This is a genomic window from Nocardia sp., assembly GCF_025465275.1.
Taxonomy (GTDB): Bacteria; Actinomycetota; Actinomycetes; order Mycobacteriales; family Mycobacteriaceae; genus Nocardia.
Genome location: NZ_JAODNK010000059.1, coordinates 40,531 through 47,000 on the forward strand (window position 1 = coordinate 40,531; position 6,470 = coordinate 47,000).

Sequence of the window (6,470 nt, forward strand, 5' to 3'; positions counted from 1 at the left end):
TGCACGGGAACGATTGAGGACGGTTACTGCGCGGTGTGCGGCACCGCACCGGCGGCGCCCGGGGGCGAGCAGTCGCCGAGCGCGCCTGACGGTCCGCTGGTCTGCGCAGAACCCGGGTGCGGCGGCACGGTCTCCGACGGGTACTGCGAGATCTGCGGAACCGCGCCGAGCGCCGCACCCACGGCCGTGTCCGGCGCGCAGAGCAGCCGTAGTTCCGCGGGCTCCCAGTCCCTTTCGGTCGGCGGGTCCAGGCGGAGCACTGTTCGTTCCGTACGGACCGGGTCGAGTTCCTCCGGCGGTACGCGCGGGCGGCTCGGGGCGGGCATGGTCGCGGTGCCGCCGGTCGCGCCGATCGATCCGGCCTCGGCGGTCATGGCCGATCCGGTGGTGCCGGAGAACCAGCGGTTCTGCGGTAAATGCGATCGGCCGGTCGGGCGCAGCCGAGGCGAACAGCAGGGCCGCACCGAGGGGTTCTGCGGGCACTGCCGCACCCGATTCTCCTTCACGCCCAAGCTGGTTCGCGGTGATGTGGTGGGCGGCCAGTACGAGGTGCTGGGGCCGCTGGCGCACGGCGGGCTCGGCTGGATCTATCTGGCGCTCGATCACAAGGTGAACGGGCGGCCGGTGGTCCTCAAGGGGCTGCTCAATACCGGTGATGCCGATGCCATGCGGGCCGCGGTGGCGGAGCGGCGCTTCCTGTCGCAGGTCGACCATCCGAATATCGTGCGCATCTACAACTTCGCCGAGGATATCGGCGCCGATGGCGAACCGGCCGGGTACATCGTCATGGAGTACGTCGGCGGCACCTCGCTCAAACAGTTGCTGCGCCGGCGGCGCGAGGCCGAGGGCGGGTGGCTGCCCGCCGCGCAGGCCATCGCCTACATTCTGGAGATGCTGCCGCCGCTGGGCTATCTGCATTCGCGCGGGCTGGCCTACTGTGATTTCAAGCCCGACAATGTGATGCAGACCGAGGAGCAGCTCAAGCTCATCGATCTGGGCGCGGTCATCGCCATGAGCGATGAGCACAGCGCCATCTACGGCACGCTCGGTTATCAGGCTCCGGAGATCGCCGAGACCGGCCCGACCGTGGCCTCCGAGGTCTACACCGTGGGCCGGACCCTGGCGGTACTGCTGCTCAAGGTGCCGCAGGAGCACGGGCAGCTGGGCCCGCTGCCCGGCCCCGAGACCGAGCCGGTGCTGGCGCGGTACGAGTCGCTGTACCGATTCCTTTTGCGCGCAACACATCCCGATCCGCGGGAGCGCTTCAGCGGCACAGACGAGATGACCGATCAGCTCACCGGTGTGCTGCGGGAGGTGCTCTCCACCGACGACGGCCGCGCCCGGCCGGGACTCTCCGCCCGCTTCGGACCGCCACGCGCCGTCTTCGGCATCGGTGAGGCGCTGCCGGACGATCCTGGCAGCATCATTGCGGCACTGCCGGTTCCGATGATCGACCCGAATGACAGTGGGGCCGCCCTGCTGGCGAGCACATCCGCCATCACACCGGCGGATCTGGAGCGTGAGCTGACCGCGGGACTGCTGTCGGTGGTGACCGGCAAGGACGAATCGGTGGAGATTCCACTCCGATTGATCCGCGCCGCACTGGAATTCGGTGATGCCACCGACGCCCTGCGCCGGATCGACGAGATGGAGCAGACCCTCGCCGGTGATTGGCGACTGATCTGGTTCCGCGGCCAGGCCATGCTGCTGCGCCGCAATTGGTTCGCGGCCGCAGCGGAATTCGACGCGCTGTACACCGCGCTGCCCGGCGATCCGGCGCCCAAGCTGGCGCTGGCCGTCACCTCGGAACTGCTGGCGCGCGGTGGCGACGAACCGGATCCGGAGCCCGCGCTGCGCAATGCCACCCGGTATTACGAGGCGGTGTGGCGGACCGACCACTCCTACACCAGCGCCGCGTTCGGGCTGGCGCGGCTGCGGCGTTCGGCTCGCGACCGCGACGGCGCGGTCACCGTGCTCGATCAGGTGGACCCGGCTTCGGCGGTGCACACCGAAGCGGGTGTGGCGGCTGTGGATACGCTGCTCAGCGTGGAACGCCCGGGCGAGCTCACCGAACACCTGCTGCGCGATGCCGGCGGGCGGATCGAACGACTCACGCTGGATTCCCGACGCCGGGCCGCACAGGCCCGGCTGCGCGTACTCGAGGCGGCGCTGTACTGGCTGCGCCTGGGACGCGTACCCACCGATCACTCCCCGCTGCTGGGGGTGACACTCGATCTACAGGGGGTGCGTACCGGTTTGGAACGCTGCTATCGCGATCTCGCGCACGAAACCGACGACATGTGGGAGCGCATCGCCCTTGTGGAGCAGGCCAATGCCGTTCGCCCGAGGACCGCGCTGTGACCGCCCGCTGCCCGGCGTGCGGCACCTTCGCCGCGGTGAGTGATCGCTTCTGTGAGGAGTGCGGGCGACAGCTCGGGATCCAGCGCATCGCCCTGCCGCCGACGGCCGCGCCCACGGCCAACAGCGACAACACCCGTCCGACAAGTCTGGTGCGCCCGGCCGTCGCCACCGTGCAGCGGTACACCGGCACCACGCTGACCTACGACTCGGAGGCGGCGCCGGCCTGTGAGGGTTGCGGCGGTGAGAATTTCGACGCGGACGGTTTCTGCCTGGTCTGCGGGCAGCGCGGCCCGGAACACGATCGCTTCGAGGCCGATCTCGGTTCGGTCGCCCTGGTCACCGATCGCGGAAATGTGCACGCGCACAACGAGGATGCGGTCGCCGTGGCCGTGCTGGAGAGCTCGAACCCCGGTACTCCACCGGCTCTGGTCATCGCCGTCTGCGACGGGGTCTCGACCTCCGAGGATCCGCAGGCCGCCTCGGGCACGGCCGCGCGCACCGGAGTCGATGCCTGCCTGACCGCCCTGGCCGCGGGCAACCCCGCCGAGGACAGTGTCATGGCCGGACTCAGCGCGGCCGCACAGGCGGTACGCGATATCGGCGGCGAAGGACGGTCGCCGTCGTGCACCTATGTCGGAGCCGTGGTGCAGTTCGACGAATCCGGCGGTGCGCACCTGACCATCGCGAATGTCGGTGACAGCCGGGCCTATTGGCTGCAGACCGGCCCCGAGGGTTCGCAGCGCCTCACCCTCGACGACTCCCTCGCCCAGGCCATGGTGGACACCGGCGCGCTGGATGCGGAAGGCGCCATGGACAGCCCGCACGCGCACGTGCTGACGCGCTGGCTCGGCGCGGACGGCGAACCCGAGCCGTGGTCGGACAATTGCGTACGCACCCTGCACGCCCGCGAGCCCGGCGTGCTGCTGCTGTGCAGCGACGGACTCTGGAACTACCTGGCCGACTCCCCGGCGCTGGCGGAGATCGCCACCGGCGACGCACCCATGCCCGCCGCCCGCGCCCTCGTCGACTACGCACTGGCCGCCGGCGGCAAGGACAACATCACCGTCGCGCTCATCCCCGTTCCGTTCTCCGAGCAACCAGGAGAAGCACCATGAGTTCCCCTGCCGTCAAAGGCATTTCGGTCAGCGTCGATCAGAACGAGTATCTGGCCGAGGGCGTGCGCACCGTGGACGCCGTCATCTCGGTCGAGACCACCGATGAGCTGATGGTCGCCGCGCCCCCGGCCGAGCGGGTCGAGATCCTGATCATCGATTGCTCCGGCTCCATGGGTTCGGGCGACAAGTTCGCGGGCGCGCGCAATGCCACTCTCGCCGCGCTGCAGGTCATCGCCGACGGGACCCGGTTCGCCATTGTCGAGGGCACCGACAAGGCCGAGGTCGTCTACCCGAAGGGCGGCGTCACCGCGGTGGCGGACAACAGGTCTCGCGTCGAAGCCCGACACGCGCTGGACAAACTGAAGCCACACGGCGGCACCGCCATGGGCACCTGGCTCGGGCTCTCGCGAATGATCGCGCAGCACCATCCGACCGCCATGGCGCACGCCATCCTGCTCACCGACGGCCGCAACGAACACGAGAAGCCGCAGCAGCTCGCCGCGGAGATCCAGGCCTCGGAGGGATTGTTCACCTGCGACTGCCGCGGTGTCGGAACCGATTGGGAGCCCAATGAATTGCGGGCCATTGCGGCGGCACTGCACGGCACGCTGGATGTGGTGAAGACGCCGGACCTGCTGGCCGCCGACTTCGCCGCCATGATGCAGACGTCGATGGCGAAGACGATTCCGGAACTCACGCTGCGGGTGTGGACGCCGGTCGGGGCGTCGGTGCGCATGGTCAAACAGGTGGATCCGTCGATCACGGACTTCACCGCGCGCCGGATGGCGACCTCCGCCCAGATCGGGGAGTATCCGCTCGGCGCCTGGGGCGCCGAGGAACGCGGCTATCACATTCAGATCGACGTGGAGCCTGCCCCTGCCGGGCGCGAAAAGCTCGCTGCCCGAATCAGTCTCGTGGCCGACGGCGAGGTGCTGGGGCAGGGGCTGGTGAAGGCGGTATGGACCACCGACACCGACCTTTCGGCGCGCATCAGCCGGCGGGTGGCCCACTACACCGGCCAGGCCGAGCTGGCTCAGGCCGTGCAGGAGGGGCTGACCGCGCGCAAGGTGGGCGATCTCGCTACCGCGACCGCCAAATTGCGGCAGGCCGTGCAGCTGGCCAGCGAATCCGGTAATGAGAACACCGCGAAACTGCTCAAAGCCGTTGTCGAGGTAGATGATCGGACGGGGACGGTGCGGCTGCGCGCCCATATCGACGCGGCCGATGAGATGGCACTCGATGTGCGCTCCAGCAAGACCGCACGCGTCCGCAAGGAGTCAGGTTCGTAATGGCGACCTGCCCCGAAGGACATGCCTCGACGGCGACCGACTACTGCGATATCTGCGGGTCACCGCTGACGGGCGCCGCACCGGAAGCCGGGACTCCTTCCGCCACACCACAACTCGGACAATGCCCGGCCTGTGGGTCGGCGATCGACGGCCGCTTCTGCGAGGACTGTGGCCACGATTCGGCGTTGCCCGCACCGGGGCCTCAGGTCGGCGCCGCGGCCACCGGCACCGTTCCGGAGGGAAATGCCGAGGGCACGGCGGCAATCTGGGTCGCGATCGTCACCGCAGACCTCGCGCACTACAACCGCATGATCGCCCAGAACGGGCCCGATGTCGATCGGGTCGACTTCCCCGACTACTACCCCGAGCGCCGAATCCCACTGCACGGCAGCGATATTCTCATCGGGAAGCACAGCGCCACGCAGGGCCTGCATCCCGAGATCGATCTGGCCATCGCTCCGGCCGATATCGCAGTCTCGCGCTCACACGCCATCCTGCACGTGAACGGCGAATCCGTCACCGTCACCGATCTCGGGTCCACCAATGGCACCTGCATGAACGACAGCTCGACCCCGATCCCCGCCAAAACCCCCGTCCCGGTGCAGCCGGGTGACCGAATCCATGTGGGCGGCTGGACAACCATCGCCCTCACCAGGGAAACGAGCTGACCGCCCCTGATCCCGCGCTCACATCGGCGTGATGGCCCGGACGACGAGCATGCGCTGCGGGCTCGGGCAGATCAGGTTGTCCCAGGGCAGCCACAGCGACTCGGTGTTGTCGGGCGGGTAGACGCGCAGCGTGGAGGTGCGCACGGCCGCGCAGTCATTGATCTGCTTGGGATAGGTGATGAACTCGAATTGGGCTGCTCCGCCCGGTGCGAGCGTGACCGGGGCAGCCGCGGGCGCCTGCGGACCCTGGTCCCGATCGGCGGGCTCACCGACCGGGTCACCGCTGGGGCCGTTGGTTTGCGAGATGCCCGGGAATCCTTGCAGGACACAGGTTCGCGAGCTGTTGTTGATGAACCTCAGGAACCAGTCCCCGCCCACCGGGCCGCCGACTCCCTTGTCCAGCCGGAGTTGGGCGGTCACGCACTTCGGGGGTGCGGTGTCGGCGGGAGTCGCCGGGTCGGCGACGGGACTTCCGGTCGCGGCAGTGGTTTCGGAGGTGCTGCCGCCGGGCTCGGTCGCCTGCCCCGGTTGGGTGGGTTGCCCGGGTTGGGCGGTGGGCTGCGAGGTTTTGGCCGCCGGGGTGGTGGGTGTCGACCCGGGCGTGGAGGTCGGATCGCAACCACTGGCGGTGAAGGCGATACCCGCCGCGACGCAGGCGACAATCACTGACTTGATCCGCATGAGATCCCCTCGAGTTCGATACTGCAACCGTTCGTACGCAAGCTGCACATCGAGCCGTGTCCGCCCCCGTTACGCAACAGCATCGGCGAGAATCTCTGTAATCGGCTGCAGTTCAACACAGTTCGCCGCAGCCCTGCCAGAAACCCCCTGCTCCGGGCACCTTCGGGCAAAACGTTAACAGCAAGTTGTGCGACCGGTGCCCCAGAAAGAGGGGGCCATCAGCCTCACAGTCCGGGCACTTCGTATTGCTGACATATCTCCGCATGCTCTGCGCGAATCGATTCGGTGATGTGTTGTTCGGCCGCCCGCAGCTCGCGTGGGATCCCCGGCTGCCAGATGATCAGCGCTTGAACGAT

Annotated in this window: 6 protein-coding genes; 4 read left to right on the plus strand and 2 right to left on the minus strand. The window is 68.6% G+C overall.

What is annotated here, in order from left to right; translation table 11 throughout:
• Nucleotides 1–23: 23 nt before the first annotated feature.
• Nucleotides 24–374, minus strand: coding sequence for a hypothetical protein (locus JWN03_RS45800; RefSeq protein WP_441342979.1), 351 nt, complete (start codon nucleotides 372–374; stop codon nucleotides 24–26).
• Between JWN03_RS45800 and JWN03_RS13110 the strand changes: the two genes are divergently transcribed.
• Genes JWN03_RS13110 through JWN03_RS13125 form a run of 4 tightly spaced genes read left to right on the plus strand, consistent with a single transcriptional unit; the run spans nucleotide 325 to nucleotide 5,433 of the window.
• Complete coding sequence (locus JWN03_RS13110) at nucleotides 325–2,361, plus strand: tetratricopeptide repeat protein (protein ID WP_441342980.1); 2,037 nt, start codon at nucleotides 325–327, stop codon at nucleotides 2,359–2,361. The genes JWN03_RS45800 and JWN03_RS13110 overlap by 50 nt on opposite strands.
• Nucleotides 2,358–3,476, plus strand: a complete 1,119-nt coding sequence (locus JWN03_RS13115) for a protein phosphatase 2C domain-containing protein (protein ID WP_297614132.1) — start codon at nucleotides 2,358–2,360, stop codon at nucleotides 3,474–3,476. Before JWN03_RS13110 ends, JWN03_RS13115 begins: the two co-directional genes overlap by 4 nt.
• Entirely contained in the window at nucleotides 3,473–4,765 is a 1,293-nt protein-coding gene (locus tag JWN03_RS13120) for a VWA domain-containing protein (RefSeq protein ID WP_297614134.1), read from the plus strand. The genes JWN03_RS13115 and JWN03_RS13120 overlap by 4 nt, the downstream gene beginning before the upstream one ends.
• Nucleotides 4,765–5,433: an FHA domain-containing protein gene (locus JWN03_RS13125; RefSeq protein WP_297614136.1), complete on the plus strand. Its 669-nt coding sequence runs from the start codon at nucleotides 4,765–4,767 to the stop codon at nucleotides 5,431–5,433. The genes JWN03_RS13120 and JWN03_RS13125 overlap by 1 nt, the downstream gene beginning before the upstream one ends.
• Before the next feature lie 18 nt (nucleotides 5,434–5,451).
• On the opposite strand, the gene JWN03_RS13130 is transcribed toward JWN03_RS13125, so the two are convergent.
• Nucleotides 5,452–6,114 carry a DUF4232 domain-containing protein gene (locus tag JWN03_RS13130; protein ID WP_297614137.1) on the minus strand — a complete coding sequence of 221 codons (663 nt, stop codon included), beginning with the start codon at nucleotides 6,112–6,114 and terminating at the stop codon, nucleotides 5,452–5,454.
• Nucleotides 6,115–6,470 lie beyond the last annotated feature (356 nt).